Raw genomic sequence first — 26,589 nt, 5'->3', positions numbered from 1 at the left:
GCCACGGCCTCGGCCCGGACAAGCACTGATGGTCCGGGTCAGTTAGGCATATACTACGGATAATCATCCACAAGCAGCGTAGAACTTATTGCACAGAGAAAGTTGGGATTTATCTTATGAAACGTTTTGTCATCCTTGGCGGCGGTTATGGAGGATTGACTGTTGCGCACAAATTGCTTGAGGGCGAACTGCCGGACGATACAGTCGTCGTGCTGATCGACCGTATGCCTTATCAAGGTTTAAAAACGGAATATTATGCACTTGTTGCCGGAACGAGCTGTGATGTTGAGCTGCGTGTTGCCTTCCCGTCCGATCCGAGGCTCATTATTATGTACGGTGAAGTAACAGATGTGGATTTGGATGCGAGACAGATACAGATGGCTGGACAAGACTCGCTTGATTACGAGTGGCTCGTTGTTGCGCTAGGTTGTACAGATAAGTTCCATGGCATTGATGGCGCGGAATTGTACTCGCATAGCATTCAAACCTTCTCCGCTTCGCGCAGAACCTACTTAGCGCTGAACGATGTGAAGCCATATGGACAGATCAACATTGTCGGCGGCGGTCTTAGCGGCGTTGAAGTGGCTTCGGAACTGCGTGAAAGCCGTCCGGACCTTAACATTCGAATCATCGATCGCGGTCCAAGCATTCTATCCGCATTCCCTGGCAAGCTGCAGGAATTTGTTTCTTCGTGGTTTATCGAGCATGAAGTGGAAATGCGTGGACATGTTTCGCTGCATAAGCTGGAGGAAGGCGCTCTGTATGATCTTAACAATACTTCGCCAATTCTGTCGGATGTTACGGTATGGACGGCTGGCATTCAGCCTGTAGCGCTTGTGCAGCGCATGAACCTTCCGAAGGACAATCAAGGCCGTCTTATTATCAACGAGCTTCATCAGCTGCCTGATTATAACGAAGTGTTCATCGTCGGTGACTGTGCTTCTCTGCCATTCTCGCCAAGCGCACAAGCGGCGGAAGGTCAAGGCGCACAAGTTGCTGAAGTCATGCAAGCCATCTGGGCCGGCAAGACACCTAAGCTCGGCAAGATTAAGCTCAAAGGCGTTCTCGGCTCTCTAGGTAAGAAATCCGGCTTCGGCCTTATGGGCAAAACACCGATGATGGGCCGCATCCCGCGTGTAATGAAGAGCGGCGTGCTCTGGATGTCGAAGCATCATTTTGGCTAAACTAAAAGGTATATGTTCTTTCGTGAAGTGCTGGCTCCCTGCCGTCTAGGCGGCTTGCGCCTTACATATCATCAATGAGCCGATCGAGCGCTTCACGTTCTGCCTTCTGCTTCTCAATGGCCTTCATTATCTCTTGTTCCAGTTCATCTACCGTTTCTGCAGCGATGATCGTACCATCGACCATCCCGAAAGGTACCATGTAACATTCACCACAATTGCCTAAACAGCCATACTCGATGACATCGAAGTCTGGATTCGCTTCGAGCTTCTTCATCAGCCGGTCAGTGCCGTGATGCATGTTGCTCGCGCAAAATTCTATCATTGGTTTTAACATCTTGTTTGTTTCACCCAGCCCTAGTTGGTTGATATCCATTTTCAATTGATTCACTTTGTACTATAATAGGGGAGAAAGGAGTGGATTGCAATGAGTGAAAATGCACAAAGCACAATGTACGATGAGGTTCTCGACGTACTGGATAAGCTTCGCCCGTTCTTGCAACGCGATGGCGGCGACGTTGAACTCGTAGATGTTGAGGACGGCATCGTTAAGCTGCGTTTGGTTGGTGCTTGCGGTAGCTGCCCAAGCTCGACGATTACACTTAAAGCAGGTATTGAACGTGCTCTGCTTGAGGAAGTCGAAGGCGTACAAGAAGTTATGCAAGTATTCTAGTCTTCTATTATTTACAAATAAGAGTCTTGCCATCCGGTTGCTTCCTAAGCAGCATGGAGGGCAAGACTCTTTTGTTGTTGTTTATCACGTACGGGATGTACTATTAGAAGATTTGATGGACGTCTTGATCGGGTCGAACCCGCCTGTGACGTCAACAATATTTCCAGTCAAGTAGTCCGACTGCGGCAAGCACAAGAACGAGATAACGCGCGCAACGTCTTCGCCGCTTCCTGGCCGCCCACGAGGCGATTCCTCATCCTGCTCGCCAGCGACCTCTGCAATCGTCCGCTCTTTGTTCACGCCGCGAATGTCACCTGGGCATACCATATGCACCGTAATGCCGCTCGCAGCTTCTTCGACGGCGAGCGTCTTCGTGAATGAGACGAGCCCCGTCTTCGCGCTGGCATAGACCGCCCGATGCGGCCAAGCCCTACCTTCTCCGGCATGACCGAAGCCGAAATGAATGATTCTCCCCCATTGCTGATTCCGCATGCCTGGAAGCAGATGGTGGTCTAACAGCATAACGCCAAGTAAATTGCCGTTTACAAGTCCAATAATATCATCCGCGGAATAGTCGGCGAACAGCCGCCGCTCGCGAATGAAAGGTCCAGCATTGTTGATCAGAATATCAATGCTGCCCGTTAGCGACCAAGCAAGCGCCTGCTCTGCAAGCTGCTTTACGTCACTCTGCACAGCAATATCGGCGCCGATTGCAATCGCCCTGACGCCGTACTGCTGTTCAATCTCAGCGGCGAGCTGCAGGGCCTCCTGCTCGCTCGACTTATAGTTCAGCACAATGTCGCAGCCCATCTGGGCGAGCGTTTGCGCTGTCATTTTGCCTAACCCTTTCGCGCTGCCTGTCACTAAAGCAGTCTTGCCTTTCAGCTCCATGGGCTTTCCCCCTAAGTTCCTGTCACTTTCTCATCTGGCGATAAGCATGATGAAAGGTCAGCTTAAGTGTGTCCAGCACGAGGTCCATCATTTGGTTCATGTCATCGACCTGCTGTGCGATATTCTCAAGATGATGCTGCTCAGAATAGGCATCATGGCTTTGCCGCAGATCATCCTGCATTTCGGAATTCATGAAGTGGATCTCCGTATTGCGCCGTTTGCGAAGCCGATTCATCGCCGGTTTGCCATGCTCCTTCAGCTCCTGAAGCGGCAAGTTCAGTTCGGGATATTGATTGCGGTGCAGCATGCTGCGGATCACGGTGAAGTACGAGAAATGCGGCTTCACCCGCTCGGTCTGCAGCCCCAAGTATTCATTCATGAGCGTACCGAGTTTATCAAGCAAGGAGAACAGCCGAATGAACGCATTTTTGTCAAAATAGACGTATCGGTTGTAGACCATCCGCTCCTCAGGCGTCAGCGCTTCAATCGTCGCCGCCTTGATCCTAGCCGCATACTTGCCTGCAACATAGTGGCTTTGCTCCAGTTCATCAAGCGAAGCGATCAGTCCAAGCGTATAAATCTCGTACTTGCGCAGCTTATGATCCTGGTCACGTCCACCTGCAATCTGTTTATTCAGCAGAGCCGCATACCGTTCCATCGCCTGCATCGCTTCAAGCAGCTTTCCCTCTAACTTACGCGGCGGTTCGCCAAACAATGCTCTGAGCATGTCCGATCCCTCCTGATGTCCTCGTGATGACGTAGACGGTTATGCCTGAAAATACGTCTTCCACTTGCGGTCGACCAGCTCTACAATGTCCTCACGCGGAATTAGCTCATCCGGGTAGCCCGGTTTCATCCGCGCATCAATGACAAGCGGCAGCTCATAGCCGACGTGATGGCGCTTGAGCGTTGTCTCTGCATAGATATCATCTGCAGGGTTAAAGCGGGTAAAGACTGTCCACAGGAACGGAGTCTGTGCGCTGGCAATCTCGGCATCATCTGCCAAAATTACGAGCGGCCAACGTGTTCCCTTCTCGCGCAATCGTTGCAGCAGGCGCTGCGGCAGCTCCGGCTCATCGGCGAAGGCTGCTCCGGATACGACCAGACAGCCGCGGCAGTATGGCTGGATGCCGGTGATCTCGTCGATCAGCCCTTCGTCGTAGACGGCTGGCAGCTCGCGCACCGGCTCACCGACGCCAAGCATAACGGCTTTACTGCCGTGGTTCAGCTTACCGCCTGTATAATCTAGTGTATCATGAGATGTCTTATCAAAGACAAACAAATCGGTTTCCGGTCTGAAACGCTCCAGCACCGTTTCCATCAGCTGCGGGAAGTTCGCCAGCTCAACCGGTTGGTCCGTGATCATCAAATATTTTGTCAGCGTTAGCTGACCTTCGCCAAGAATTCGGAACGCAGTGCCGAGCGCTTCACGCGAGTAACTCTCGCGGACGACCGCAGCAGCCAGTGCGTGGAAGCCTGTCTCTGCATAGGTCCACAAGTCCTTCACGCCAGGCATCGCAAGCGGGAAAGCCGGCGACAGCAAACGCTGCAGGAAATCGCCGAGGTAGTAGTCCTCTTGGCGCGGCTTGCCCACAATCGTCGCCGGATAAATCGCATCCTTGCGGTGCCACATATGGTTAACGTTGAAAACCGGGAAGTCATGCGTCCACGAATAATAGCCATAGTGATCGCCGAACGGCCCTTCCGGTCGGCGCACATGAGGCGCTACTCTACCGCTCATGACAAATTCGGCATGTGCCGGAATCCGGTGGCTGCCACGCGGATCTTGTACAACCGGCAACTTGCCGCCCGTTATTAACGAAGACAGCAGCAGCTCTGGCAGATGCTCTGGCACTGGAGCAATCGCCGAGGCGATGAGCGCAGGAGGACCACCTAAGAAAACGGACACGGGCAGAGCCTCATTCCGCTTCTCGGCTTCATGGTAATGGAAGCCGCCACCCTTATGGATCTGCCAATGCATCCCAGTCGTCGAATGGTCAAAAACCTGCATCCGGTACATCCCTAGGTTATGCTGCTTGCGGTGCTCCGGATGCTCCGTGTAGACGAGTGGGAGTGTAATGAACGGTCCACCGTCAAGCTGCCAGCTCGTAATCGCAGGGAGCCCTTCGAGCGGTCGCTCTGCTTTGAGAGCGCCAAGTACCGGTGCCGAGGATGCCGGTACTTCTTTAATGCCTACTTTTAACGCATCCCAAATAAGCGAACGCTCTCCCCAAATCGCTTTCGGTGTCGGCGGGAGCAATCGATCCATCGCACCGACGACCTGCTTCATGAACGCTTCCGGACGCGGTCCGAATGCCAGGTCAACCCTTCTTATCGTGCCAAACAGGTTCGTCACTACAGGGAAGGGGCTTCCAATCACGTTCGTGAATAGAAGCGCTGGACCCTCCTGATCGATGACCCGTCTATGTATCTCGGCTAATTCCAAGTAGGGATCAACCGGAGTATCAATAACCGCCAGATCGCCTTCACGCCGAAGCGTGTCGATCAATCCGCGCAAATCTGTAAAACTCATGCATTAAACCGCCCTTCGCGCCATTTCCAAGCTCGAATCATAAAATCACATAGGATGCCGAACAAGCCGGATATTATTAGGTTGTGCAAAATGCTCGTAAAAATAAACCAGTCATTATTGCGAATTGTAATAGTTAGCAGCGCACCGCTCAGCACTTGGCAGCACACAAGAATGAACACGAGCGTCGCGGTATTCCGCATACTCGCGTGTTGCACGCCTTTGCAGACACGGTTCACATGAATCAAGAACAGCAAGATCAGCAGCCATAGTACGGCAGCAGCCACGCGGTGAATGAAGACGATGCGAGTCGCCCCTTCCATCGTCGGGATCAAATCCCCGTTACAAAGCGGCCAGCCGACGCATCCGCCAGATGAAACAGTATGGCGAACATAAGCTCCGAGATAAATGACGAAATAGCTGTATACCAGAATGGAGAGCGAGAAGGCATACACCGAAACCGGGATGACTCGCACCGTTTTATCAACTGCTTGCTGGTCATTCTTCAGCCTTCTTGTCCACATGACGAGCAGCAGTGTAAACGTGAACGCCATAATCGAGAAGCCAAAGTGTAGCGCCATTATTGCAGGCGAAGTCGGAAATTTCACCGCCAGTGCACCGAGCAGTGCTTGTAACAGCGTGAAGAAGCCTGAGCCGGAAGCGTAAATAATCGGCTCTTTGTAAGAACGGTACATCATCAGCGTCGCAATGAAAGATGCCAGTACAAGCATGCCGACGATGCCGGTAATAAACCGGTGGCTATATTCGATTAAAGATTCAAGCGTATGAGCGGGTACAAATTTGCCGTTGCAAAGCGGCCAATCGGTGCCGCAGCCATCTCCTGAACCGGTCTTCGTCACGAGTGCGCCAGCCAGAAGAACGCATAACATGCCGATGCAAGTTGCAATCACAAGCGCGCGATATCGGCTAAAATTCAACATAATCACCTAACTTCCGAGAAGAATCAACTCCAATTATAACGAACTGATGTTGCAAATACCATGTTCAACTTGTGAACAGGAAGCGAACCTTACATGAAGCGGCGGAAAGCCCGCAAACGGCTATATTACAGCCGTTTGCGGGCTTCCCCCTCAGTTCCAATCTTTTAGCTTGGCAGCGCTTCTCCCACTTGTATCGCGCGATCCAGAAACTGCTCGATTTCCTCTCTTGTCTTGCGAAGCTTGCTGACAAACCTAATCAGCTCACGGCCTTGCTTGAAGGCGATAAAGCTTGGAATGCCGAGAATGTTCAGCTCGCTGCACAGATCTGGCAAATCATCGCGGTCGATTTGCACGAAATGAATACGTCCCGCATAATTCACTTCGAGCTCTGGCATTAAAGGCTCGATATAATGGCAGTCTTTGCACCAGGTGGTCTTGAAGATCGCAATCGTTACGCCATCACCTGCGACTGCTTCACGAAAGGCTTCATCTGTCGTTATCATGTTCATCGCTAAATACTTCTCCTCTCACTTCCCCCGTTTACACTGGCTCACGCGAGATGACAAGCGTGTGCCAATCTCCGTAGTAGCTGTCCTCCCAGCTTAGGCTGCCATGGAGTGCAGCAACGAATGGTCTTGCAGGCACATACGTTGTCCCGTTCACGATTGTCGGCGGGAAGCTCCACTTCACTGTCTTCCCGTTCACAACCGCATTGCTGCTGCCTACCTTCAGGGCAATCGTTGTGTGCGTAGCCGGATCAACGACAACCAGCTTGCCGCTTGCGTCCTTCATTACACTAGCGCCAAGTGATTCCGCAACGACGCGCAGTGGAACGATTGTTATTCCTGCCGGTGTAACAATCGGAGTTAAATTGCTATACTTCATATCCAAGCTCACTGCTTGTTTGCTAACATGCAATTGGTTATGAAGCAGTCCATAAACGACTGAATTCGGTTCGAATTGACGGAGCACATCGTAGCCCTGCATCTTGTTCAGCTGCTCCACATCGAACGACTCCGCTGTCGCTGTCGGCTTCACGGGTACTACATCACCATTGACGTTCCAACGCTCTGTCGTTATTTTAACCCAAACGCCTTCAAAAGGCATTTCATCCAGCTCGTCTTGAACCGCGAGAACGTCCTCATCCTCTTCATCGGCTGCAGCATCCGGACGAGCTGCGAGTTCAGTCAAGTTCGGCTTAATAGATGCCTCGATGACCGATTTGCGGATATCAAGCTTGCTGTCGATGAAGACATCGCCTAACACATAAGTACCGTCATTGAAGATACCGTCAATTAGATCCTTATTCTCTTGCTCCGCCTTCTTCAGTTCGTCGCTTGTCTCCGTCAACATCTGTGTGATTTCGTCCACAGCTTGCTTGATTTGGTCCGCCGAGTCTTCCTTCTCAGGCAAGGATCCGAAGATGCTCTCTGCCCCCATCGATTGCAGCGCATCCTCCTGGCTAGCTAACGCCTCGTATACGCCTGTCAACATCGCTTTCAGACCTTCCTGGTCTTTCAACAACGCGTCGATATACGACTTGATCCAATCCCACAGCTCTTTGCCCGTCAGCTCAGCATGAATCTTCATCCCGATTACGGACTCGCCGTTAACATTATCCTGCCCAGCATCTACCGAGAGATGAGTCGGATTCGGCAAATTATTGATAGTGAAGCCGCTGAGTGAATCCATCATCTTCATGCCTGTCTCCGCCAAGTTCTCTGGAGCTGCACCAGCTGCACCAACTGGACCAGTCGCAACTGCCTCTTCTTCGACTTCCGGCAAATGAATGATGATTGGTTCCTTCGCCCCTTCGAGATTAAGAGCGACGAGCTTCTGATCTATAGCAATGTTGAACCCGATCTCCTTATCACCGAGAAGCAGCTTCCCTGCCGCCGACACGTCACCACTTTTCGAAGTCCTAACGTTGTCAAGCTGCAATGTAAGATGAGAAATGAGATTGATCAGTTCCTGATCTTCCTTCGTCAGCTGCTTTAACGCCTCGTCTTTCAGCAACAGCTTCAGTTCAATCGTCTCCTTGCTCTCAAACGACGTCACCTTCAGCGATTGCTTCAACATCGCATTGAAGTCTACGCCACCAAGCGCCTGACAACCTGCTGTAATAATAAGAACGAGAGATAATAGCAGTAACCCTACCCATTTGGTGCTTAATCTTCGTGCTGTCAAAATAAAAACACCCCTTCATGATAGATTAGACCTGAGGACTATTCTAACATGAAGAGGATATATTTGGTAGATTAGTTAGCTTGACGCGCTGCTATTCTCATAAGCGGATTCAGCAGCTTGCGAAGCGGTCCTGGGAAACTTGCCGCATCGGCAGCGGTAATGACGCGAAGCAGAATGAGCAGCGCGACGTACAGTCCGAACGAAACGCCGCCGGTTAAGATACACGACAAGGCATAGGTCAGCTTGACCGGAATGCCGGTAATGTAATGCCGGCAAGCATAATCGACGGCCCAGCCTGCTCCTGATGAGATCGCAATCGTCAGCGCATAACCGATCCAGCGTGTGCCGAGAATCGACAGCGTAATTTCCTTACGAATCATCCGGAAGTTAAGCGACGCAATCGTCATGAAGCATATCGTCGACGACAGAATCAAGCCGTAAACGCCAAATAGCGGCGCAAGCGCAAGACTCGTCACGACTTTCACCACGATACCAATCAACGCGTGTCGCATCGGCATCCTAGGCTTGTTCATGCTCGTCAGTATCGTATTGCTTGTCATCATCGTAATTTGAAAGATCGTACCCGCCGTCAGAGCCGCCACTGCAAGACTACCGCCTGTGTTAGCAAACAATAGACCGGTGATCGAGGTAGCCGCTACGGTCATGATCAGCGAGACCGGCACGCCTGTAAATACAACGATGCGCATAACAAGCGAAGCTTGGCGCTCGACTTCCTTCATGTTCCGAACCGAATAAGCGGATGAAATAACCGGAATCATCGATTGGCTGAGCGCAATTGCCAGAATCGGCGGAATGCCTGCAAGCGCCTGCGCTTTCACGCCTAGCCAGTCAAGCATCTGGTCTGCATCCGGCACGCTGTAGTAGCCGTGGGTCAGCTTAATAAAGAACGACGTATCGAAAAAATAAATAAATTGCACCGTCATCGACGTAATAACGATCGGAACTGAAATTTTGAACAGCTCTCTGTAAATCGACTTGAACGATAGCGTGGAACGCTTCTCGGATACTGCCGATTTCTCAAGAGCTGCTGCCGACTTGTCCAGCGCATCCTGCCGGCGCAGCTTCCTTGCGTACGACAGCATGACGATGAACGCCCCAACGCTGCCGAATACGCTGCCGAACGTTGCAGCGGCTGCAATCCAGCGCTGGCCCCAGCCCCATGCCAGCACCATGTAAGCAAGCCCAACCGCGGTTATGACGCGGAGGATCTGCTCGATTATCTGGGAGACACCACCTGCCGCCATGAGCTGGCGCCCTTGGAAGTAGCCTCTCATCATCGCAATGATCGGGAAGAACAGCAGCGCCGGCGCAATTGCCCGCACCGCAAGATCAGCGCCTGGCTTCTCTGCGATATGCGTCGCATAGAACGGCGCGAATACGAGCAGAAGCACCGTAATGAGCACGCCGGTTACCGAGCCGAACAGCAGCGCCGCTTTGTAAATCCGCTTCGCTTCATCTGGACGGCCTTGCGCATAGCGCTCGGACACCATTTTGCTGATCGCACTCGGGATACCGCCTGTTGCAACAATAAGAAGCATTAAATAAATATTATTAGCGACGGTAAAATAACCGCCGCCATGACTGTCCGTCATATAATCCAGCGGAATACGCTGGAAGATCCCGAGGAACCGGGCAACCAGCGCTGCCGCTGCTAGAATGATCGTACCTTTAATCAAGGAGTCCTTTTTCACCATGGTGCCTATCTAATCTCCTTGCTGTAATTACTTCGCTTTAATTTCCTCAAGCGGCTTGTGGTTACCGCGAACTGGTGCTGCTACACCCGATGGAGTTGCCCAGCGGATGCCGTTCTTGATAACTTGAAGCACATTTGGGTTGTAGTAAGTCGGGAATGTCTCGTGGCCTGGGCGGAAGTAGAACACTTTGCCTTGGCCGCGGTGCCATGTGCAGCCGCTGCGGAATACTTCGCCGCCTTCGAACCAGCTTACGAATACAAGCTCGTCCGGTGCAGGAATGTCGAAGTGCTCGCCGTACATTTCTTCGCGCTCAAGGTTGAAGTATTCAGGAATGCCAGCTGCAATCGGGTGAGCTGGGTTTACAGTCCAAATCCGCTCTCTCTCATTCGCTTCACGCCATTTCAGGTCGCAGCCTGTACCCATGAGCTTCTTGAAGATTTTGGAGAAATGGCCGGAGTGAAGGACGATAAGACCCATGCCGTTCATAACGCGCTTATGTACACGCTCTACAATCACATCTTCAACTCTGTCATGTGCCATGTGGCCCCACCAGATCAGAACGTCTGTGTTCTCAAGCACTTCTTCAGTCAAACCATGCTCCGCCTCGTCAAGCGTAGCTGTGCGAACCTCGAAGCCGTCCGTACCGATACCCGCTTTGATCGCTTCGTGGATACCGTTTGGATAAACCGCGATAACCTCCGCATTGCTTTTCTCATGCTGGAACTCATTCCATACTGTTACTTTTACCATTTTTGCACAGCCTCCCAAAAATTAGTTTAAATCCAAATAATCCAAATAAAGAAAATAATAATCATAGCTGCTTGAAGCACTATCTTCGCAACCATGCTGGTGAACAAGCCTACTACTGCGCCGAAGCCTGCCTTGAGTGCCTCGTCCAACTTAGAGCCAACAATTAGCTCGCCAATAATTGCGCCAAGGAGCGGTCCAAGCAACAACCCGAAAGCCGGGATGACGAATGGCCCAATCAGAATACCGATTGTGCTGCCTATAATGGATGCGCGCGAGCCCCCGAACTTCTTGACGCCCCATGCGTTCACCGCATAATCGGCGATGAAAAGTCCCGCGACGATCAGCGTCTGAATCAGCCAGAACCAGAAGCCGAAAGGTTCGAACGAAATAAAAAATCCGTAAACGAAGAAAGCTGCATAAATGGCGAGCGCGCCCGGTAATATTGGAAAAATAGCGCCCCCCATGCCTACAACAAACAGGATGACGACGATAATCCAGCCTGCAATCTCCATTCACGCACTCATCCTTTCAGCACGTAGTCCCTTATCAGATGCATGACGGCGTGTTCTTCATTGGTGACGGTCACGACATCTGCAGCTGCCTTCACTTCCTCCTGTGCATTGCCCATTGCAACGCCAAGCCCTACCTCGCGGATCATTGCAATGTCATTCAAGCTGTCACCCATAGCAGCAACCTGCGACATGTCGATATCCAGCAGCGTACACAGCTCGCGAATTGCCGATGCTTTAGACACGCCAACCGGATTCATCTCCAAATTCCACGGCGATGAGTTCGTAATTTCGAGCCCGCCCCATGAAGCCGTTTCCTTCAAAATTGCGTCACGTATCGCGGTGTCATCGACATGATAGCCGAATTTGAGCCAGTGATGCGCGTCGAAATCAGAAGCGGGCTCTATCCATTTCTCTTTGTTGTAAATATCCATCGTTGTGTATGCCCAGTACCAGCATTCCGGATACGAGAGCGCAAGCTCATGCAGCCGCTTAAGCATTTCGGGCGACATCAGCGTACGTTTGTGCAGCACATGCGGACGATGCCATACCTCTCCGCCATTCACCGTAATCATCGGCGTGTCTAGCTTCAGCTGCTCCGCGTAAGGAACTGCGCTTTGAAAGCCGCGTCCTGTTGCGAAACAGACGGTGACCCCTGCATCCATTGCTTTTCGGATCCACATTGCATTCTCGCTGCTAATTTCCTGACGTTCGTTCAGCAGCGTGCCGTCCATATCAAGCGCTACCAGTTTAATCGTTCCCATGAGACCTCCCAAACAAAAACAACATTGTCCAGCTTGCGTTCATTTTAGCACATTACAGGGAGAATCCAAACTGACGTTCATGTACGATTCTAATTATAGTGAGAGATTCGCGAATGAGCGCTACTCAATCTTGTGCTTTTTGTGTTCCATCTTGCTGCTTACACTCCAATTAACGTTCCGGTTAGAAAAAGAATGGCATACAGCAGCCGGCGAAGCGCGGCATGCTTCTTATGGCGTCGCATATGAATCCCCTCCTTGGCTCAGCAGATGACATGCTATCTTGGCCTTGGTTTATGTTATGCAACAGTGTTTCCACTGTGCAACATTGGGTCGGGTTGTGTGAAAATTATGGCGGGGCGGACCTAGGGGCCACCTTTTGGGCAGAAACTGCGTGAACCCCAAACTTGATTAATAGAGGCGGCTGCCTGCTTTACGACGCTGAGAGTTCCCAATTCGATCTCTCGCCGTTGGAAATGCGCATTCCAGATGCTGAGAGTGCCGATTTTGATCTCTCGAAGCTAAAACAGCTGGAAATGCTGGCTCTACGACGCTGAGAGTTCCAAATTCGATCTCTCACCGTTGGAAATGCGCGTTCCAGATGCTGAGAGTGCCGATTTTGATCTCTCGTCAGCTAAAGCAGCTGGAAATGCTGGCTCTACGGCGCTGAGAGTTCCAAATTCGATCTCTCGCTGTTGGAAATGTGCATTCCAGATCTGAGAGTGCCGATTTTGATCTCTCGTCAGCTGCCGTTAGCCACACTAACCGTGAAACAAAAAAGCAGCGACCATAGGTCGCTGCCAGAGTGTGGGAAAACCCACCATCTCTATGAACTGCTTACGTTTGAGGCTTGCCAGCATTTCCATTTGCATTCGTATTTGGATTCCCATTTGTGTTCGTCGTCGCACCATTCGTACCCGTCGCCGTTCCGTTCGCAGGAGGCGTTACCGGTGTTTTCGGTTTCGCCGGTACGCCGTTGAGGCCGATCTCATCGTTGTACGCGTCGAAGATTTTGCGTGCAACTGGAGCTGCGCCGTAAGCGCCGAAGCCGCCTTCCGGAATGACAACCGCAACCGCAATAACAGGATCCTCTGCAGGCGCGGAAGCAATAAACACCGAATTCTCGACGATTTTCCCGCCGCTCACTTGCTGCTGAGATGTACCTGTCTTACGAAGCACCTTGTATGGCGCATTATTGAACTCAGTGATGCTTACATTAAGCATCCCTTTCTCAATTTCATTCCAGTATTCATCCGGGAAGTTGATCGTATTAAGCACTTCCGGCTGGTAGGACTGCACCACTTTGCCTTCCGCGTCTCGGATTTCCTTCACGAACTGTGGCTTCATCCGCTTACCGTGGCTTGCGAGCGTTGCGGCATATTGCGCCAGCTGCAGCGTCGTGTAGCGTCCCATCTGACCGAAGGAGGCCAGAATGAGCGCGGACTGCGAAGATGCTGCTTCTCGCTCGTGGAAGTAGCCGATTACGCCTTTGCTCTCATTAAGCAGGCCGCTCTCCGTACCGACTCCAAGGCCGAATTGCTTCACGTAGCTGTCCCAAATATCTACGCCATTATCCGGGTCTTTGCGGTAAAGCGCGTCCCCGACCATTTTGGCCATGAACGGGTTGGAGGAGCGGGTAATAGCTAGCGATGGATCAAGCGTTCCATAAGCATGCCCCTTCGCGTTACCGATTCGTCTACGTGAAACGCCCTTACCGTAGAAGAAGGAGCCTGTATCGGTGAAAGTGCTCGAAGTCGTGAACAGCTTCTCATTGAGGCCAATCAGGATCGACAAAGGCTTCTGCGTGGAACCAAGGAATACAACGGAAGATGGGTGCTTACGCTGCTCCTTCGGATCCTTATACGGCCCGATTACCGGACTGATTGTGCCATTCTGCAGTACACTGCTAATGGTGTCATAGTCATCGCTGCTGATTTTGCCACCTTCCCAGATGTTTGGGTCGTAGTCCGGCATACTCGCCATTGCGATGATTTTGCCCGTCTTCACTTCCATCGCTACTGCATAACCGGTCTTGGCATTATCCTCGTGCCGCTCACGGTTAGGCGTCGTTTGCAGGTATTCCAGCTGATCCATAATCGCCTGCTCCGTCGCTTCTTGCACATTGCGATTAATGGTCAAATAGATGTTGTCGCCCTTCTCCGGCTTCGTAATGACGGGCGGTCCAATGATACGGCTTGCCGCGTTTACCGGATATGTCTTAAGGCCGTTCTTGCCGCGAAGGATATCTTGATACAAATACTCCAGACCATCAAATCCAACATCCTCGGTCTGCAAATATTTCAAGCGCGGATCATCCGTCTTGGCGCGGTCCTTATACAAGTTGTTCTCTGCGCCACCGCCGTACTTCTTCAAGTATCCGACGAGCTGGACAGACGTCCGACTCGAATCGTAATGGCGAATGCTCTCTTCTACGATGTCGATGCCCTTGTAGTGGTCGCGGTTCTCCATGAAATAAGCGATCTCCTTCTCAGAGAGGCCGCTCTTGATACGGCGCGGAACCGATACATTATTCTTCTTGTAGTCGAGGTCCATGTTCTTGACGATTGTCTCGAGCGATATTGCTGCCTTCTGTTCGCCCTTTTGCTGGAACACATAGTACAGCTGTCTAGCGGTTTCAATCGAATCTTCCTTCTTCGTCCCCGGCTCGATGCTGTAATAAAGCGATTGCGTTGATGTGGAGTAAGCGATCGCTTTGCCGCCGGAATCATAGATATTGCCTCGGATCGGCGGTATAAGCACATTCGTCGAGCCCCGCTTCTGCTCCTCTTCCCTTAAGGACGGACCTTCAACGAACTGCAGAATGGCTAAACGGACGATAAGGACGCTAAACACAAAAAAAGTAACGAAAAAGAACAGATTGAGCCGGAACGAAAAATTTCGCCGGTTCGTAATTTCCCGCTTCTGCGGATCGTCTTGCTGTACCACTGTAAATCTCCTTTCTCCTTACGATCAAGCTTGCTGGATATGCGAAGAAGCGAATCCCTTAGGGTTGAACCAGGCTCCGGAAGACGCCCATGTCGCATCGAGCGGAATCCACTTGCCACCTGCATCGGCAAGCTTCACTTCATTCCACGCATGCGGGCCATAGCCACCGCTTCCTGTTCCGCCAAGCCCTGTAACGACCTTCACATCAAGCCCAACCGACCTCGCCATTACGGCATACAGTCTGGCCACATCTATACAGACGCCTTTTCGGGTATCAAAAGTTTCAATTGGCGTCTGTTCTTTCCAAATGCCTTTATTCACATAATTATTCGCTTTATCCCAGTCATAGACGATGCGCGTGCCGATCCAATCGTAGAGCGCTCTCGCCTTCTCTTCATCAGTGTGCGCATTTTTGGTTACTTTCACAGCTGCCGCTTCAATGTTCTCCGGAACGGCAGCGTCGATCACCTCGTACTTGCGCTCCAGCACCTTACGGAACTCCGCTTGTACCGCATCGCTGAACACTGGACCTTGCTTCAGTACATCGCCAGCTACCGGGGTCAATATTTCTGCCGCCGTCTTCTTGTAAAGCGCCGAAGCCCGAATTGAATCCACCCCTGCCGCCCCCGGCAGCAGTGAGACATAGACGAATAGAATCGCGATGACAAGGAATGCTCGTCCCGCGCCGAGCAATGCCCCAAGCAGCGCCCCGGTCGCCCGGCTTGCCGTACCTGAATGCTTTCGCTGCGGTATTCGGGAGAATTGGCGATGATCGGTTGCTTGCTCCGAGCGGACAAGTCTATCATATATCACTTCAAACAACGGCTCTATGAATTGAAGCAAACTCCGTACGACGGCATAAATAAGCAGAAACAATGCGCTAAACCGCAGCAGCTCGAAATCCCGCAAGCTCGTAATGAAGGTATACCACAGCTGCTTCAGGGAGCTTAGCTCCTCCTGAGGCACGACAATGTGCCGCGCCACAAGCAGGTCGCGAATGACAGGCGACAGTCTCGTCGCGCTTTTGCCTGCTATGACTAACGCCAGCACGACACTTGCCGCCTGCCAAATAAAAAAGAAAAGGTGCTTCGCGCTGCGAGGTGCACCTCTTCTCATACCTTGAATGATAGAGACAAGCAGGATGAGCAGCACCATGAGCGCAACTGGTTCTGGTTTGAGTATTGGCAGAAACCAGCTATGCATGATGAATCCTCCTCATTCGTCCCCAAAGCAGCTACCGCTGCCTGCTAGACGTTATTTTTCGCTTGATCAATCAAACTTTGAATCGTAGAGTCAATCTTCCATGTGCCGAGCGACGTATCGTGGAATTTGACCTTCACTTCGCCATCTCCAGGCGTTCCTGTCAATTCCAGGTTCTTCGTCTTCACCGTAAACGTCCCGTCGCCGTTCGTTGTGAAAGTCGCTTCAGCCGCTTCGCCAGCCATAGCCGTAATGGCTTCCTGCTTCACGCTATCTGCGACCTTCGTGCCGATCGACTTGACATCCTCCAGCGAATACCCGCTATAAACAACGACAACGGCTAGAATCGCCACGACGATGAGCCACTTCACAACCGTCTTCACAATACGAAGAACAATGAACAGCACAACGAGCGCAATGACGAGAAACAGCCATTTGTCCTTGAAAAATTGAATCCACGTGTCCATATCATAATTGAAATCCAAGCTCATCCTCACGCACTCCTCCATTATACCCGTCAAAAAGTTTCAATACAAAATATTATACCCTATGACCCTATAAGCGTAAACGGTTCCTGTTTGCTAGGGCAATGGACGGGCGCTAGACATATCAGGCGGCTCCCTTGCGTACAAGTAGTAACATACTGTTCTCGCGAAAGTGGAAGGAGTGAGCGCTAGTTGAAAACAGCCATCTGGCTCTATCTGTTTCTGTTCGTCGCTTTTTTTGATTTGCATGCCCAATATCCGATTCTAACACCGTTCGCGGTGTCGCTCGGAGCCGCACCATCGTTCATCGGACTCATGATGGGACTTTACTCCATCACGCATTTGCCCGGCAACATCATTGCTGGCTACAGCGTCGACCGATTCGGCAGCCGGCTGTTCATCGTCTTCAGCCTTGCCGCCGCGGGCGGCATTCTGCTGTTGCAGTCGCGCGTAACGGACCCTTGGCAGCTGCTGACACTCCGTTCGATCAGCGGCTTCGTCCTCGCCTTCCTCTCGCCTGCTTGTATGTCGCTGCTCGCGCGAATCACCTCCGACCGGGTCAAACAAGGCAAGCTGATGGCGGGCAACGGCCTCATGCACACGATCGCATCCGTCATCTCGCCAGCTGCAGGAGCCTATCTCGTCGCCCAGATCGGCTTCACGACCGCTTTCTACGTTCTCGGCTGGATTCTGATCGTCACCGCTGCCTGCGCGTTGTTCTTCATCCGCGATATTCCGGTCACGCCGCAAGCGGCCGCACTCGCGCAACCGCTCGCCGCACATATGAATGCTCAGCAACTCGGCATGCGCGGCAAAGCGTTCAAGGAAACAGAAAAGCCGCCATCCGTCCCGTGGTTGATCTACCTGCTGCCAGTAGCGATGAGCTGCGCGCAAGGCATTCTCTCCTTCGAGCTGCCGCTTATGGCAACGAGCAAAGAAGCGATGATGACGACGGGACTACTGTTCTCCGTTGTCAGCCTCGGAGCGCTTCTCACACTCAGCATGCTGTTCTTGAACAAGCTGTCACCGTTCCACCGCTCGCTCTGGGGCGCATTCATGCTGGCGATCACTTATTTTGCAATTGCTGCAGGTGTCCCGCTGCCGTTTATGAGTCTGCTCTTCCTTGTTGGCATGTGCAAAGGCGTCATCTTCCCCGCCCTCTCGTCGCTGCTGATCGAGCACAGCGGAGGTACAAGATACGGCCGCACCTTCTCGTTCTTGTCGATCGCCTTCTCGGTTGGCGCGTTTATGGGACCTATGCTCGCCGGCCAGCTGCGCGATTATATCTCGCCTTACTATATCGCCTTCCTCAGCCTGATGATCGCAGTCTCCGTGCTCCCATTCTTCTCGTATACGGCGAGGACCGGAGGCTCTAACGCCCATTTTTCGCGAACTGGGTAATTGCACAGGGCTATTATCATTCAGGGGCATACATTACAGTGTGGCAAGTGGCTAAGTTGCTTTAACAAATAGAGCAGCATCCCAAACGCCTATGATATCATCTTGCGAAAGAGGGGTGACATTCACAATGTCAAATTTCGTAGATGCTGAACGCGGAGGACATCACCACCACGGCTTCACTTCTGCAGGTGCGATCCTTGTTCTCTTCATCCTGCTCGTTATTGTTATTTGCGGCTGTGGCGGCTTCTAATTAACCCCGCGCCAATCTCGATCATGAACGGTCTGCCTGCTAAGGCAGGCCGTTTTGCGTCTTTCGGGTATGTCATCTTCATGCAGCAAATAAGGTATGATAACAGCAAGAGGTGAACCTTACGATGGACATCGCCATCATTGTGGAAGGCAAGAACGACAAGAGCCGGCTACGCCGCGTGCTAAACGAGGAAGTAAATATCTTCTGCACGTTGGGTACTCCCGGTGTTACTCAGCTGGAGAAGCTGCGCAGGCAGGTCGGCGACAGGCAAGCGTATATATTCACCGACAATGACGCTTCCGGCAAACGAATCAGAGGGATGCTGCGCGATACATTTCCCGATGCGGAGCATATTCATACACGCCGCGGTTATCCGGGGGTTGAGAAGACGCCCGAGGATTATCTGATCGAGCAATTAGAAAAAGCGGGCCTCGAGGAGTACATCATGTACTCAGCTCAAAGCGCCGCCATATGGAGTAAAGAGGATGATTTCTAATTCTTCTGTCTAATTAGCTAGCCCATCACATAGATGACGAACGTGACCGTCACAATACTTAACAAGGTGGAAACAAGCACCGCTTGCGAAGCATACTCCTTCTCATTGTCGAACTCGACTGCGAGCAATACGCTCGATAGCGAGGTGGGCACCGATGAAGAAACGATGAGCGCCTTCGCCATTAGCCCGTCAATGCCGAGCATCCAGACGACGAGACTTGCGAGCAGCGGACCGCCGATCAGCCTGAGGCTGCATGATAGCAGCACGTCTCCAAGCATGAGGCTGCGCAGCGATATCTTCATACTGCCGAGTTGAACGCCGAGCGTAATGAGCGCAATGCCAATGAACGCATTCGCCAAATAATCGATCGGCACCTGTAGAGGATGAGGAATCGGCACATGGAACCCGCGCATCAGAAACCCGAGCGGAATCGCATAGATGACGGGCTGCTTCAATATCGTTCGTACAATTTGCTTGCCACTGATGCGGTGGGCATTCACACTATAGATCCCGTATGTGTTCGGAAGAAGGGATTGCATCATCATAATTAGTACTTGCACCGACAGGGTAAACGGGTTCGAGGCGAACACCAGCTCATTCAATGGAATGCCGTAATTCGCGCTATTGTAGAACAGTACGCTGTTTCGCATCGCCCCGCGCCGCCCCTTCTCGATACCCCGTACCCGAATGGCAATCTCCACACAGCTGTAGAGCAGCAGCATGAATACGACAAAAAACAGCAGGACATGAACAGCCGATTGCAGCGAAACCTCAGTCGTATACAATAATTTAAACATAATTGCCGGCGAGAACAGATAGAAGTTCAGCTTGGATAAAGTCTTGATATCTAAAGAAAAAGCCCGATGCAGCGTGATGCCTAAAGCAATCATGACCGCAAGCGGGATAATGTTGTTCCATAGTATAGATAAGAATATGGCCACCTGATTCGTCCTCTACTCTTCCAACAGTGCATCCACGACATTCGTAATCTTGTCTGCATTCTGTGTCTCATCGATGGAGCCAGTTAAATATTTTCGTACAACGCCTTGCTTATCTACGAACGTAATCGTGTCCGTATGTGTAAACAGGTTCGTGCTCGGATCTTTCGCAAGGCCGAGCCCAAAATCCTTCATCAGCTGAGCAGTCGCTTCCTCGCTGTCCTCACGCAGAAACTTCCAGCCGCTCGCATCAATATCGAACTTGCCGGCGAACTCCTTCATCGCATCTACCGTGTCTCGCTTCGGATCGAACGTAATCGACATGAATTCCACATCTTTGCCGAAGCTGCCGCTATCCTTCAGCTTGTTCTGGACCTGCGTCATCAGATAAGTCGTCGGCGGACAGACATCCGGGCAGTTCGCGTAGAAGAAATAGATCACACGCACTTTGCCGTTCGTATTCTCGAGTGTCACATCGTTGCCGTCCAGATCACTCAGCGAGAAGCTAGGCGCCTTCAGGTTCTGATCGAGGCTCGGCTTTGCTTCCTTCGACGACGATAAGTATAAATAGAGTGCCATAACCGCGCATAGCGCCAGCACCGCAATGGTAAAGCCGTATTTACGTATTACAGGCATTTAATTCAGCCCCTCCTACCCTGCACCGTTCGTGTCCACAATCATAACGAGGAACACGATCATCAAATAGTTAATCGAGATAAAGAAATTCGTTCTTGCCCATTTGTTCGTATCTGCTGTCTTAAGGCCAGCAAGTGTATGAGCAAGCCACAACACGCTGCCTAGCAGCGAAATAATGAGAAACGCATAGCCGACATAACCGTAAGTGAACATCAGAATTCCCGTCGGGATAAGCAGCAGAATGTACGGCTGCATTTGCAGCTTCGTGCGCTTAATGCCTTTCACAACCGGAAGCAGCGGGAATCCGGCTTCACGATATTCTTCCACTCGGCGGATGGCTAGCGACCAGAAATGCGCAGGCTGCCACAGGAACAACAGCGCGAATAGAATCCAAGCGCCTGCATCTACAGAGCCTGTTACTGCACAGTAACCGATGACCGGAGGCATAGCGCCGGATACGCCTCCAAGGGACGTACTCCACGTCGATGTCCGTTTCAGCCACATCGTGTACACTACAACGTAAACAAAGAATCCTAGTAATCCAAGCCAACCGCTCAGCGGATTGACAAGCGTGAAGAGAATGATCGATCCGATAATCCCAAGAATGATGCCGTATATCAGCACATTCGCAGGCTTCAGCCGATTCGTCGGCAGCGCCCGGTTCTTCGTCCGTTCCATCTTCTTGTCCAGCTCTCGATCCCAGTAGTTATTAATGACACAAGCTGACGCCATTACAAGACCCGAGCCAATCAGCATGTAGATCATAAGCATCCAATCAATATCCCATTTTGAAGCGACCCAGAACCCGCCGAACGCAGCAAAAGCATTCAATCGTATGAGTTTCGGTTTCGTCAGGGCCACATATTCTTTAAACACAGCGAGCCTCCCCGTTCCACTCCTGCATGAGCCTTCTTTCGCCCATTTTCTGAGTTAAAATCGCTCTTAATCATACCGAAAAAACAAGCTGTTGACAATGTTCGCGGGTCCAGTTCATGAATTTGACACCCTTTGGAACCATTTTGCCCATTTATCAATACACTATCAATGTGGTTATTGGCCCAAGTGGGTGAAAGGAAGTGGAAGGTCAGAGATATGGCAGCCATTAAATCGAACTCTGAGGAAGTCAAGCTGCTCGCTAGGCTTCTCCGTGCGGAAGCTGAAGGCGAAGGCAACCAGGGCATGCTGATGGTCGGCAACGTCGGCGTTAACCGCGTCCTTGGTAACTGTATCGATTTCAAGAACATCCGTACCCTACAGCAAATGGTATTCCAAAGCCCCGGAGGATTCGAAGCTACGCAGAAAGGCTACTTCTATCAGGCTGCCAGAGACAATGAGATTGCACTTGCGAAGCGCGTCATCAACGGCGAACGTTTGTGGCCTTCGACGAATGCATTATGGTACTTCCGGCCGGCCGGCAGCTGTCCGCCTACATGGTGGGACCAACGGTTCGAAGGCAAGTTCAAGGCTCATTGCTTCTATGTGCCGAAGCCTGGCGAATGTCCAGCAGTTTATTAACTTTAAAATGAATCATTTTTTGAAAGTGAGGAATTTAAACTTATGTCAAACGGTTACGGGTACAAAACAGCGGTAAGTCCAGCAAACACAGGGCCAGCATTCGGTGGTTACGGCTACTATCCGCAGCAACAACCAATGCCAATGCCTATGCCTATGCCAACTCCGCTCCCGGCTCCAGTGCCAACGCCATTCGTAGCTGGCGCTTCCACAATGCCGCCTAACGTACCAAGCGGTTCTTTTGTAACACCGATGGGCGGTAATGTCATTACGGTACCAGCAACAGAGGAGTCCTATGTGGAGAACATCCTCCGTCTGAACCGCGGCAAAATGGCTACGTTCTATATGACGTACGAGAACAACCGCGAATGGAATGCGAAAGTGTTCCGCGGTATCATCGAAGCGGCTGGACGCGATCATATCATCATTAGCGATCCTTCGACTGGCATGCGCTACTTACTGCTCACGCTGAACCTCGATTATGTCACGTTCGATGGTCCTATCAACTACGAATACACGTTTAACGGCGTGACGATTACGAATACGACACCTCCAACGAATACAGCTACAGCCCCAATGGGCCGCTAATCGGCTTAAACGTCCATGCATGGACTTTGGCGCTGCCTCCAGGCACCCAGTCCGACATCTCATACCAAGAAGAACGCTCATCGCAGCGTTCTTTTTTTATGCCGGAAGCCTTCTCCTCCGTCGCAGCTTCCCAAACCTCGACGAAGAGAAGCGGCTGATCCGTCCCTTCGTACAATTGAAATGCCTCCTTAAAATCATGCTGCTTCTTAGCCATCCAACTTCGGTACTTGTCCTCAAAGGCCGGTGCGATGTGATATTCCACAAAACAGATAAACATGTCAGTTTCGTCCTCTCTGTAACAATTAGCAACCCCGCCTAATTTTGCGCAGAGCGAAGTTTTCGTAATAAACGCCCACGATTCAGAAAATACTTAAGCGTACATATATGGAGTATAACCGCATTCGCACATTTATGTTTTAACTTCACGAGGAGGTCCCCCTAACATGGATAGCGGAACGCATTTAGTCATGGGACTTGGACTTGCGGGGCTTGCCTCGATTGACCCCGTTCTCGCAACAGACCAGACGCTACATGCCGCCGTATTAATCGGCACGGTCGTCGGCTCTCAGGCCCCAGATTTAGATGGAGTGCTTAGGTTCAAAAGCAATGCCTTGTATATACGTAATCATCGCGGCGCATCGCACTCCATTCCAGCCATTCTCATCTGGACGGTGCTCATAACTGCCGTACTCGAGCTTATATTCGGATTCCACCTGCCTTGGCTGCATGTTGGCGGATGGGTGCTCTTGGCAGTCGTTGTCCACGTATTCTCAGATTTGTTCAACACCTACGGTACTCAAGCAGCGCGACCCTTTACTGAAAAATGGATCTCCTGGAACATTATTCACATCTTTGATCCGGTCATCTTCGTCTCCCACCTCATCGCTATCGTGCTGTGGGCGCTGCGGATCGGCGATCCGACGATTATTTTTCCTTCGCTGTATGCGTTCCTTATTGTTTACTACATCTGGCGAACCGTCGTCCATCGCACGCTTAGCACGCGGATGATCCGGCTGGATTCCGTTCATGAGGAAGGCGATCAATATATATTGATCCCAACCATATCGCTCTATGATTGGAACGTTGTCAAACGAAGAGCAGACGGCTCCTTCTATATCGGCGACTTCCGGCACGGCAAGCTCCGCTGGATGGATCGAGCTAAGTGCTCCAATCATCCTGCCGTCGAGAAATCGAAGAACGACCATTCGATCCGCGCTTTTCTTTACTTCACCTCCTTCGCTTGCGCAGAGGTACAGGAGCATCCTTGGGGTTACGAGGTGCGCTGGTCGGATGTTCGCTACAGGCATCGCAAGCAGTATCCGTTCGTCGGCGTGCTGCTCATGGATACCGAGTTTAAGACTCTCGGCTCTTACGTCGGCTGGCTGAGCGAGGATCGGCTGCAGAAGCGGCTGCGCATGAATACGTATTGACTTAAAGAAGCCTCTTCTTGCACAATAGAAGAGGTTTTTCTTTGGGTCTTTGACAAAAGGATTAAATTAAAAAAAGCAGAAGCTCAAGGCTGCCCTTGAGCTTCTGACCGTTACTCTTTGGAGAATGGTGTGCCGCTTAGCGGTATGACGAGCCCGAGCCACCAGACAGTTGCTGTTCAGCAATTTGGACGAGTTTTCGTGTGATGTATCCTCCGAGTGAGCCTGCATCACGAGTCGAGACATTGCCGTAGTAACCATCTTGAGGGATCTGAATACCGAGCTCCTGTGCCGCCTCTAACTTCATTTGTTGAAGTGCTGCTGTTGCTTGCGGTACGACCAGCGTATTGCTGCTTCGAGATTGTTGTCCTGCCATGTGGTATTTCTCCTTTCATCTCTTACGATGGTGTGTTGCAAACTTATTATGATTCGTTTGCGAGAAGAATATGCTAACATTCATCAAGAATTTATCAGGTTAAGGAGATGTTCACTTATGTCCAAGCTAATGTCCTTGTTTTTCGCGGTTTTATCGGTGCTTTTGATGTGCGCGACAGCTATTTCCATTAGCTATAGTGGGTGGCTCACCGTGCTGTTCTTCTTGCTCACGATATGCTGTATCGGAGCAGGCTTTATTGTGAAAGCCAGAATGAGACGGCGTAACGGGCAAAATGGGGAAGAAAAAAAGGAAGTATAGCTGCCCGCTATACTTCCTTTTTTGTAGTGAAGCAAGTGATCCGTGTGGCATTAACGAGGAAGAAGGAAGCCCATTCTCTCTTTCGCCTCACGAAGCGTTTGGTGCGCGATGACAGATACGTTCTCCGCGCCTTGCTTTAAGATATCGTGAATTTCGCCGGAGCTGCGGATTTCCGCATATCGCTTCTGCAGCGGCTCGAGCTTTGATACGACTGCCTCCGCAAGATCCTTCTTAAACGCGCCGTAGCCTTGACCATCGTAACGCGCTTCGATCTCTTCCAGCGTCAAGTCTGCGCAGTGCGCGTAGATGCTCATCAGGTTGCTCACTTCCGGCTTCTCCGCTGGGTTAAACTTCACTTCGCGGCCGGAGTCTGTTGTCGCACGGCTGATCTTCTTGCGGATCACATCCGGCGGGTCAAGCAGTGCGATGTAGCTTGCCGGGTTCGGATTGCTCTTGCTCATCTTCTTGGTGCCGTCATCAAGTGACATGATGCGCGCGCCGACCTTCGGAATGTAAGGCTGTGGAACAGTGAACATGTCGCCATAGCGCTGGTTGAAGCGCTGTGCCAGGTCGCGTGTCAGCTCCAAATGTTGCTTCTGATCATCGCCGACCGGGACGAGGTCTGCGTTATAGAGCAGGATGTCTGCAGCCATCAGCGTCGGGTAGACGAATAAGCCTGCGCCAACTGAGTCTTTGCCGCTCGATTTATCTTTGAACTGCGTCATCCGCTCCAGCTCACCCATATAAGCAAGCGTCGTAAACAACCAGCCAAGCTCCGCATGCGGGGCAACGTGGGATTGTGCGAATACGCTCGCTTTCGTCGGATCGATGCCTGCTGCGATGAACAGCGCAGCTACCGCTTCTGTCTGCTCGCGGAGTGCTGCTGGCTCCTGCGGAACCGTGATGGCATGCAGGTCTACGACCATGAAGAAGCACTCATGAGTTTCTTGCAGCTTGACGAAATTTTGAATCGCGCCGATGTAATTGCCTAGTGTCAGCTGACCGCTAGGTTGAATGCCGGATAGTACGCGTGGCATGTGAGTTCCTCCTCAAATACACTTTTTTGAACACAAAAAAAGCCCTCCGCCGCAAGGGACGAGGACCGTGGTGCCACCCTAATTTATTCGCCTGATGAGTACATAACAAGCAAATCTCCAAGCTCCATAACGTGGAGCGAATCGGCGATATATACGGCAGTCCTCCAGAAGGACGGCTTTCCTCATCGCTGCTCAGGGACCCATTCGGCATCGGATGCTTGCGCCGGTTCCCACCAACCACCGGCTCTCTGAAGCGTACAATCCAAGCTTACTTTTTCCCGTCATTGCATTTGCAACCGATTATACTCCCTCCGGGGGATTTGTCAAGGGCTGATGCCCTATGACGATACCCTCGTGAAACCTTCGCTTAAACCTCTAAAACCTCTTAGGTTCATCTAACACCTCCTGAATCACACTAAACCACTTTATCCTACTACCCCTTCCTGAATCGTACTAACACCCCCTAAATCCCCCTTGAAGGGGGACCCCGAGGGGTTACCACCCTCTGGACACCGGAAGGTTTGTCTTGGGCTGCTACAGCGGCGCTATAGCATGCTTTCGAGCGCATCCTCGTTTTCGTCCCTCCGGGACACACTTTACTGCGCAAGGGACCGCCTTGGCGGTCAGCTAACTGTCTGACACTTCGAGCTTGGTTACTCCTTTGACCCCGACTGCCACTTCGAGCTTGGTTACTCTTTCGACGACGACTGCCACTTCGGGCTTGGTTACTCTTTCGACGCCGACTGCCACTTCGGCTTGGTTACTCCTTTGACCCCGACTGCCACTTCGAGCTTGGTTACTCTTTCGACGACGACTGCCACTTCGAGCTGGTTACTCCTTC

At 51.6% G+C, this 26,589-nt stretch carries 29 protein-coding genes and 1 other annotated feature; of the genes, 9 read left to right on the top strand and 20 right to left on the bottom strand.

Translation table 11 applies throughout. The annotated features are described in order from the left end of the window. Positions 1 to 116: 116 nt before the first annotated feature. Positions 117 to 1,184 (top strand): NAD(P)/FAD-dependent oxidoreductase, encoded by a 1,068-nt coding sequence (locus tag BMY11_RS16610; protein ID WP_090578363.1) that lies wholly within the window; start codon positions 117 to 119, stop codon positions 1,182 to 1,184. Positions 1,185 to 1,245: 61 nt separating this feature from the next. Here BMY11_RS16610 and BMY11_RS16605 read toward each other — a convergent pair whose 3' ends face one another. Further along, positions 1,246 to 1,518: a YuzB family protein gene (locus BMY11_RS16605; protein ID WP_090578962.1), complete on the bottom strand. Its 273-nt coding sequence runs from the start codon at positions 1,516 to 1,518 to the stop codon at positions 1,246 to 1,248. Positions 1,519 to 1,608: 90 nt separating this feature from the next. Between BMY11_RS16605 and BMY11_RS16600 the strand changes: the two genes are divergently transcribed. Beyond that, entirely contained in the window at positions 1,609 to 1,854 is a 246-nt protein-coding gene (locus BMY11_RS16600; RefSeq protein WP_090578360.1) for a NifU family protein, read from the top strand. Between the two features lie 84 nt (positions 1,855 to 1,938). On the opposite strand, the gene BMY11_RS16595 is transcribed toward BMY11_RS16600, so the two are convergent. The 13 genes from BMY11_RS16595 to BMY11_RS16535 form a co-directional block, all read right to left on the bottom strand. After that, a complete protein-coding gene (locus BMY11_RS16595) occupies positions 1,939 to 2,739 on the bottom strand; it encodes an SDR family oxidoreductase (protein WP_090578959.1) in 801 nt (266 codons plus the stop codon). A gap of 28 nt (positions 2,740 to 2,767) precedes the next feature. Continuing rightward, positions 2,768 to 3,472, bottom strand: a complete 705-nt coding sequence (locus BMY11_RS16590) for a Cthe_2314 family HEPN domain-containing protein (protein WP_090578354.1) — start codon at positions 3,470 to 3,472, stop codon at positions 2,768 to 2,770. A 39-nt stretch (positions 3,473 to 3,511) separates the two neighbouring features. Next, positions 3,512 to 5,278, bottom strand: coding sequence for a UbiD family decarboxylase (locus BMY11_RS16585; RefSeq protein WP_090578351.1), 1,767 nt, complete (start codon positions 5,276 to 5,278; stop codon positions 3,512 to 3,514). After that, positions 5,275 to 6,216, bottom strand: coding sequence for a COX15/CtaA family protein (locus BMY11_RS16580; protein WP_090578348.1), 942 nt, complete (start codon positions 6,214 to 6,216; stop codon positions 5,275 to 5,277). Before BMY11_RS16580 ends, BMY11_RS16585 begins: the two co-directional genes overlap by 4 nt. A gap of 164 nt (positions 6,217 to 6,380) precedes the next feature. Continuing rightward, entirely contained in the window at positions 6,381 to 6,725 is a 345-nt protein-coding gene (locus BMY11_RS16575) for a thioredoxin family protein (RefSeq protein WP_090578345.1), read from the bottom strand. 31 nt (positions 6,726 to 6,756) lie between these two features. Further along, on the bottom strand, positions 6,757 to 8,403 hold the full coding sequence (locus BMY11_RS16570; protein ID WP_090578342.1) for a copper amine oxidase N-terminal domain-containing protein: 1,647 nt from the start codon (positions 8,401 to 8,403) through the stop codon (positions 6,757 to 6,759). Positions 8,404 to 8,474: 71 nt separating this feature from the next. After that, positions 8,475 to 10,118, bottom strand: coding sequence for a putative polysaccharide biosynthesis protein (locus BMY11_RS16565; RefSeq protein WP_090578339.1), 1,644 nt, complete (start codon positions 10,116 to 10,118; stop codon positions 8,475 to 8,477). Positions 10,119 to 10,145: 27 nt separating this feature from the next. Further along, positions 10,146 to 10,868 (bottom strand): ThuA domain-containing protein, encoded by a 723-nt coding sequence (locus tag BMY11_RS16560; RefSeq protein WP_090578336.1) that lies wholly within the window; start codon positions 10,866 to 10,868, stop codon positions 10,146 to 10,148. Positions 10,869 to 10,894: 26 nt separating this feature from the next. Further along, positions 10,895 to 11,380 (bottom strand): DUF456 domain-containing protein, encoded by a 486-nt coding sequence (locus BMY11_RS16555; RefSeq protein WP_090578333.1) that lies wholly within the window; start codon positions 11,378 to 11,380, stop codon positions 10,895 to 10,897. An 8-nt stretch (positions 11,381 to 11,388) separates the two neighbouring features. Beyond that, complete coding sequence (locus BMY11_RS16550; RefSeq protein WP_090578330.1) at positions 11,389 to 12,141, bottom strand: Cof-type HAD-IIB family hydrolase; 753 nt, start codon at positions 12,139 to 12,141, stop codon at positions 11,389 to 11,391. An 834-nt stretch (positions 12,142 to 12,975) separates the two neighbouring features. Beyond that, on the bottom strand, positions 12,976 to 15,084 hold the full coding sequence (locus BMY11_RS16545; RefSeq protein ID WP_090578328.1) for a peptidoglycan D,D-transpeptidase FtsI family protein: 2,109 nt from the start codon (positions 15,082 to 15,084) through the stop codon (positions 12,976 to 12,978). A gap of 24 nt (positions 15,085 to 15,108) precedes the next feature. Next, complete coding sequence (locus tag BMY11_RS16540) at positions 15,109 to 16,287, bottom strand: transglutaminase domain-containing protein (RefSeq protein WP_090578325.1); 1,179 nt, start codon at positions 16,285 to 16,287, stop codon at positions 15,109 to 15,111. 44 nt (positions 16,288 to 16,331) lie between these two features. Next, a complete protein-coding gene (locus tag BMY11_RS16535) occupies positions 16,332 to 16,775 on the bottom strand; it encodes a hypothetical protein (RefSeq protein WP_090578321.1) in 444 nt (147 codons plus the stop codon). Between the two features lie 186 nt (positions 16,776 to 16,961). On the opposite strand from BMY11_RS16535, the gene BMY11_RS16530 reads away from it, so the two are divergent. From BMY11_RS16530 to BMY11_RS16525, 3 genes are all read left to right on the top strand, one after another. After that, entirely contained in the window at positions 16,962 to 18,170 is a 1,209-nt protein-coding gene (locus BMY11_RS16530; RefSeq protein WP_090578318.1) for an MFS transporter, read from the top strand. Positions 18,171 to 18,297: 127 nt separating this feature from the next. Continuing rightward, complete coding sequence (locus BMY11_RS28520) at positions 18,298 to 18,420, top strand: dihydroorotate dehydrogenase (protein WP_143069291.1); 123 nt, start codon at positions 18,298 to 18,300, stop codon at positions 18,418 to 18,420. Positions 18,421 to 18,544: 124 nt separating this feature from the next. After that, the gene (locus BMY11_RS16525) at positions 18,545 to 18,916 is read left to right on the top strand and encodes a toprim domain-containing protein (protein ID WP_090578315.1); all 372 of its coding nucleotides are present in this window, start codon (positions 18,545 to 18,547) and stop codon (positions 18,914 to 18,916) included. Positions 18,917 to 18,933: 17 nt separating this feature from the next. On the opposite strand, the gene BMY11_RS16520 is transcribed toward BMY11_RS16525, so the two are convergent. Genes BMY11_RS16520 through cyoE form a run of 3 tightly spaced genes read right to left on the bottom strand, consistent with a single transcriptional unit; the run spans position 18,934 to position 21,366 of the window. Then, positions 18,934 to 19,857: an AEC family transporter gene (locus BMY11_RS16520; protein WP_090578312.1), complete on the bottom strand. Its 924-nt coding sequence runs from the start codon at positions 19,855 to 19,857 to the stop codon at positions 18,934 to 18,936. Positions 19,858 to 19,869: 12 nt separating this feature from the next. Next, on the bottom strand, positions 19,870 to 20,490 hold the full coding sequence (locus BMY11_RS16515; protein ID WP_090578309.1) for an SCO family protein: 621 nt from the start codon (positions 20,488 to 20,490) through the stop codon (positions 19,870 to 19,872). Positions 20,491 to 20,505: 15 nt separating this feature from the next. After that, positions 20,506 to 21,366 (bottom strand): heme o synthase, encoded by an 861-nt coding sequence (gene cyoE / locus BMY11_RS16510; protein WP_090578305.1) that lies wholly within the window; start codon positions 21,364 to 21,366, stop codon positions 20,506 to 20,508. Between the two features lie 216 nt (positions 21,367 to 21,582). On the opposite strand from cyoE, the gene BMY11_RS16505 reads away from it, so the two are divergent. Together BMY11_RS16505 and gerQ are read left to right on the top strand one after the other, a co-directional pair. Next, the gene (locus BMY11_RS16505; RefSeq protein WP_090578302.1) at positions 21,583 to 22,005 is read left to right on the top strand and encodes a cell wall hydrolase; all 423 of its coding nucleotides are present in this window, start codon (positions 21,583 to 21,585) and stop codon (positions 22,003 to 22,005) included. Between the two features lie 42 nt (positions 22,006 to 22,047). Beyond that, positions 22,048 to 22,590, top strand: coding sequence for a spore coat protein GerQ (gene gerQ / locus BMY11_RS16500; RefSeq protein ID WP_090578299.1), 543 nt, complete (start codon positions 22,048 to 22,050; stop codon positions 22,588 to 22,590). On the opposite strand, the gene BMY11_RS16495 is transcribed toward gerQ, so the two are convergent. Continuing rightward, the gene (locus BMY11_RS16495; RefSeq protein WP_090578296.1) at positions 22,568 to 22,867 is read right to left on the bottom strand and encodes a hypothetical protein; all 300 of its coding nucleotides are present in this window, start codon (positions 22,865 to 22,867) and stop codon (positions 22,568 to 22,570) included. The two genes, gerQ and BMY11_RS16495, sit on opposite strands and share 23 nt — an antisense overlap. 166 nt (positions 22,868 to 23,033) lie before the next feature. On the opposite strand from BMY11_RS16495, the gene BMY11_RS16490 reads away from it, so the two are divergent. Further along, positions 23,034 to 24,020 carry a metal-dependent hydrolase gene (locus tag BMY11_RS16490; RefSeq protein ID WP_090578293.1) on the top strand — a complete coding sequence of 329 codons (987 nt, stop codon included), beginning with the start codon at positions 23,034 to 23,036 and terminating at the stop codon, positions 24,018 to 24,020. Between the two features lie 136 nt (positions 24,021 to 24,156). Here BMY11_RS16490 and BMY11_RS16485 read toward each other — a convergent pair whose 3' ends face one another. Continuing rightward, positions 24,157 to 24,393 carry an alpha/beta-type small acid-soluble spore protein gene (locus BMY11_RS16485; protein WP_090578290.1) on the bottom strand — a complete coding sequence of 79 codons (237 nt, stop codon included), beginning with the start codon at positions 24,391 to 24,393 and terminating at the stop codon, positions 24,157 to 24,159. A gap of 117 nt (positions 24,394 to 24,510) precedes the next feature. Here BMY11_RS16485 and BMY11_RS16480 point away from each other — a divergent pair, with 117 nt between their 5' ends. Then, the gene (locus tag BMY11_RS16480; RefSeq protein WP_090578287.1) at positions 24,511 to 24,711 is read left to right on the top strand and encodes a DUF5325 family protein; all 201 of its coding nucleotides are present in this window, start codon (positions 24,511 to 24,513) and stop codon (positions 24,709 to 24,711) included. A 50-nt stretch (positions 24,712 to 24,761) separates the two neighbouring features. Here BMY11_RS16480 and trpS read toward each other — a convergent pair whose 3' ends face one another. Beyond that, the gene (gene trpS, locus BMY11_RS16475) at positions 24,762 to 25,748 is read right to left on the bottom strand and encodes a tryptophan--tRNA ligase (protein ID WP_090578284.1); all 987 of its coding nucleotides are present in this window, start codon (positions 25,746 to 25,748) and stop codon (positions 24,762 to 24,764) included. A 51-nt stretch (positions 25,749 to 25,799) separates the two neighbouring features. Then, positions 25,800 to 26,042: a binding site (T-box leader), on the bottom strand. Positions 26,043 to 26,589 lie beyond the last annotated feature (547 nt).

Origin of the sequence: Paenibacillus sp. OV219, from assembly GCF_900110075.1 — a bacterium.
GTDB lineage: Bacteria > Bacillota > Bacilli > Paenibacillales > Paenibacillaceae > Paenibacillus_Z.
The sequence above is the reverse complement of the archived record's forward strand: the minus strand, read 5'-3'. Positions and strand labels throughout refer to the sequence as shown.

Coding starts and splice junctions, on each gene's coding strand:
- trpS (WP_090578284.1), bottom strand. CDS start 25,748: ATGCCACGCGTACTATCCGGCATTCAACCTAGCGGTCAGCTGACACTA.
- BMY11_RS16585 (WP_090578351.1), bottom strand. CDS start 5,278: ATGAGTTTTACAGATTTGCGCGGATTGATCGACACGCTTCGGCGTGAA.
- BMY11_RS28520 (WP_143069291.1), top strand. CDS start 18,298: ATGTCAAATTTCGTAGATGCTGAACGCGGAGGACATCACCACCACGGC.
- BMY11_RS16555 (WP_090578333.1), bottom strand. CDS start 11,380: ATGGAGATTGCAGGCTGGATTATCGTCGTCATCCTGTTTGTTGTAGGC.
- BMY11_RS16580 (WP_090578348.1), bottom strand. CDS start 6,216: ATGTTGAATTTTAGCCGATATCGCGCGCTTGTGATTGCAACTTGCATC.
- BMY11_RS16600 (WP_090578360.1), top strand. CDS start 1,609: ATGAGTGAAAATGCACAAAGCACAATGTACGATGAGGTTCTCGACGTA.
- gerQ (WP_090578299.1), top strand. CDS start 22,048: ATGTCAAACGGTTACGGGTACAAAACAGCGGTAAGTCCAGCAAACACA.
- BMY11_RS16525 (WP_090578315.1), top strand. CDS start 18,545: ATGGACATCGCCATCATTGTGGAAGGCAAGAACGACAAGAGCCGGCTA.
- BMY11_RS16505 (WP_090578302.1), top strand. CDS start 21,583: ATGGCAGCCATTAAATCGAACTCTGAGGAAGTCAAGCTGCTCGCTAGG.
- BMY11_RS16535 (WP_090578321.1), bottom strand. CDS start 16,775: ATGAGCTTGGATTTCAATTATGATATGGACACGTGGATTCAATTTTTC.
- BMY11_RS16605 (WP_090578962.1), bottom strand. CDS start 1,518: ATGTTAAAACCAATGATAGAATTTTGCGCGAGCAACATGCATCACGGC.
- BMY11_RS16480 (WP_090578287.1), top strand. CDS start 24,511: ATGTCCAAGCTAATGTCCTTGTTTTTCGCGGTTTTATCGGTGCTTTTG.
- BMY11_RS16540 (WP_090578325.1), bottom strand. CDS start 16,287: ATGCATAGCTGGTTTCTGCCAATACTCAAACCAGAACCAGTTGCGCTC.
- BMY11_RS16495 (WP_090578296.1), bottom strand. CDS start 22,867: ATGTTTATCTGTTTTGTGGAATATCACATCGCACCGGCCTTTGAGGAC.
- BMY11_RS16485 (WP_090578290.1), bottom strand. CDS start 24,393: ATGGCAGGACAACAATCTCGAAGCAGCAATACGCTGGTCGTACCGCAA.
- BMY11_RS16550 (WP_090578330.1), bottom strand. CDS start 12,141: ATGGGAACGATTAAACTGGTAGCGCTTGATATGGACGGCACGCTGCTG.
- BMY11_RS16560 (WP_090578336.1), bottom strand. CDS start 10,868: ATGGTAAAAGTAACAGTATGGAATGAGTTCCAGCATGAGAAAAGCAAT.
- BMY11_RS16565 (WP_090578339.1), bottom strand. CDS start 10,118: ATGGTGAAAAAGGACTCCTTGATTAAAGGTACGATCATTCTAGCAGCG.
- BMY11_RS16610 (WP_090578363.1), top strand. CDS start 117: ATGAAACGTTTTGTCATCCTTGGCGGCGGTTATGGAGGATTGACTGTT.
- BMY11_RS16490 (WP_090578293.1), top strand. CDS start 23,034: ATGGATAGCGGAACGCATTTAGTCATGGGACTTGGACTTGCGGGGCTT.
- BMY11_RS16575 (WP_090578345.1), bottom strand. CDS start 6,725: ATGAACATGATAACGACAGATGAAGCCTTTCGTGAAGCAGTCGCAGGT.
- BMY11_RS16590 (WP_090578354.1), bottom strand. CDS start 3,472: ATGCTCAGAGCATTGTTTGGCGAACCGCCGCGTAAGTTAGAGGGAAAG.
- BMY11_RS16515 (WP_090578309.1), bottom strand. CDS start 20,490: ATGCCTGTAATACGTAAATACGGCTTTACCATTGCGGTGCTGGCGCTA.